Below are 2,682 nucleotides of genomic sequence, written 5' to 3'. Positions count from 1 at the left end.
ACTGGTTCTGGGACTTCATTGCCAAAACTCCGCAAGAACTCTCCGATCGGCTTTGCAAAGCCCTCAAGAGCTTCATCGATGATCCGACCAAAACCGCGTCCAATTGCTCGATTCGGAAATGACTTCTGTCATTCACTATAGACTGCAGTTTTGCAGCAATTTGAGGCTGGGCCGATGGCGGTAAACATTCGCGAGCAAGCTTTCCATTTTCTGACATCTCCGTGCCGCTACCCGCCTGCTTGAAGAGGAACCAGCCCCCGTTCATTACCCGGTACGCACCCCTCTTCGTTGCGGGTGAGGGCGTGGTATTTCCGGGACTGCACGATGTGAGACCTTTGCAGGATCGATGCGGCGTTGCGGTCGAGCAGAAGTCCCAATTTGATCCTGGAAAACGCCGTATGCCCTCTGTGAGACTGCTGGCGGGTTCGGTAATCTCAGTTCCATCGCTAACGGCCGGGTGCTGCTCCGGGTGATGCTCTCACGTAGTTGGGCTTTGTCGCGGGTGAAGATGTGGACACCCTTCCTTCCGCGTGAAATCGTGACGTACCACTGCTCGCGGCTGGTGGCGGCTTGGACGGAGGAATCAGAGAAGATCACTTGGTCCACCGTCTTTCCCTGGGCTCCGTAGGAAGTCACGGCATAGCCCCGGATAAATTGACGGAAGGAGGTGCCCAGGATGCGGCCATCGCTTAATTGTAGACTTCCGTTCTTTAAGACTCGTCTCACCGTGACTAGTTCGCCGTTCGCTAGACGCCGTCCGTCCCCGCTGAGGCCGTTTGATTTGAGTTGGAGACGATCTCCGGTGGCGATGTTGAGTTCTTTCTGCTCGCAAAGCGTTAGCCTCTCGAGGTGCTTGAAGGGGATGGAGACCGTCCTCAAGCCTTGGGCGACCTCGAGATGGGTGTCAGTGATAGATACCAGATGGGCCTGCTCTCCCTTCTTGAAGCCACGGACGTTCCGATTGAACACCACTCGCGTTTGCTCGGTGTAGGTCCGCGGGTCTCGTTTCTGCGCATCGGTCGAGTCACGAGGGACCAGGGTGGATAGCGGCGTCTCGATCTCGCCGAGTTTCTTGCGTTCTTTCAGCGCTGCTCGCACGGACTCGTTGATGCGATGAATCTCATCCCAACTCTGGGAAACGATGACGGTCGAGTCTCCCCGGTCTACTTGGTTCAGGTAACAGTCGATCAGCCTTTTGCCGTGGTCTTCGGTTCCGGATTCCGTGATGGATCCCTGGCGCTCTAGTCGCTGGAAGGATTCGAAAACGTTGCCGTCCCGGGCTTCGCGCACGGCGCGGCGGTATTGTTTGATCCGCTGTCGTTCCTTTCTGGTCTTGGCCAGCTCTGGGTTTTGGCGACGGATCGTGGTGAGTTCGATAGGCTCCAACCCGGAATACTTCTCGATGGCGCGCATCGCGTCCATGGCTTCAACTGGCCCATGCTGGCGCGTATCACCGGACAGGATCAATCGCCCTGACCCCATCTTGATCTTTTCGATCAAAGCGATCATTTGCTTCCCGCCGATTTGACCTGCCTCATCCACGATGACGACGGTGCCCTTTTTCATTTCCGACTGAGCGAGAAATGCGCTGACCGTCGCAACCTGCTGAAAACCATCCTTCTTTAAATCGATGACTTGTTGGCGCTGAGGAGCTAGCACGATAACCCCTCGACCTCTCGTCCGGAGGATGTCGTGGACCTCGCGCAGGGTGTAGCTCTTCCCGGTTCCTGCCCCGCCGCGGAATAGCGAAATGAAATTGCAGGAACGAACTAGCCGATCCACGGCTTTCCGTTGCTCCGGATCCAGCGATTGGTTCCGGAGAGTGTAATGGGTACACAGAGGGTGGGATGCGCCCAAACCCAAGCGGGCTAGCTGAACAATCGCCCTTTCCCGTTCCAGCGCGGTCTTCGTGGTGACGAAACCGGGTCGCCGATCGTCACGAAGGTAGTTTCGTGCCCGACTGCAGGATTGTAGTTCCGAGACCGGAATGTCCTGGCCTCGGGCGAACTCCAAAGCATGGCGCCAGAGGTCGGTCTCACGCACCACCGAGTGCCGATCGAACAGGTGGTCTTCGGCCCAGATCAGCGCCTTCTCGGCCAAAGCACGTTGCGCTGGGAGTTCGGACGTTACCGGACCGGTCAATTGGGTTAATGATTCCGACTCGAGAGGGGTAAGTTGGCTCCACCAATGGCTCTGCAGTTCCTCCGGGCTGAGCTCGCCAGACTTCTGAGCTCGATGCTTATGAGCGATGTGATCGCGAATCTCTGCCCGGTTCGATTCGGATTTGTCGGGTGATGCTTCCAGGAGCTTCTGTGTTTGATCATCGATTTGGCGGTGGCGTTTCGAGAACTTCTGGATCAACTCCGGAGCCACACCATCGAGTTCGAAATCTCCGCGTGGCGTGTTGGTGATCGAATAGCCAAAGCGGCGGAGTTTGCGGGTGAGCTCATGATAATACACATTTTGCACGAAACGGGACGCTACCAGCATGTCGTGGTTCTGGAGCGCCTTCCAGCAGCTCTCGGTGGAGTCATAGGTCGCGTTGAAGACGATGCAATGGGTATGAAGATGCGGATCCATAGCCCGGGAGGTTTCGTGACGGAATAGGGCAGCGGTGACATTCTGGGTGGGCCGATCGTTGCAAGAACCCGCCTTCCGGACCCGAGTGCCGGCAAAGGACTC

General features: G+C 57.0%; 1 protein-coding gene. It reads right to left on the bottom strand.

Annotation, left to right across the window (positions count from 1 at the left end; translation table 11 throughout):
- Positions 1 to 264: 264 nt before the first annotated feature.
- The coding region (locus JNN07_02115; protein ID MBL9166518.1) for a relaxase domain-containing protein at positions 265 to 2,682 on the bottom strand (2,418 nt) is incomplete at its 5' end.

The organism is Verrucomicrobiales bacterium (assembly GCA_016793885.1).
Classification (GTDB): Bacteria; Verrucomicrobiota; Verrucomicrobiia; order Limisphaerales; family UBA11320; genus UBA11320.
This window is presented reverse-complemented; position numbering and strand designations above follow the sequence as displayed.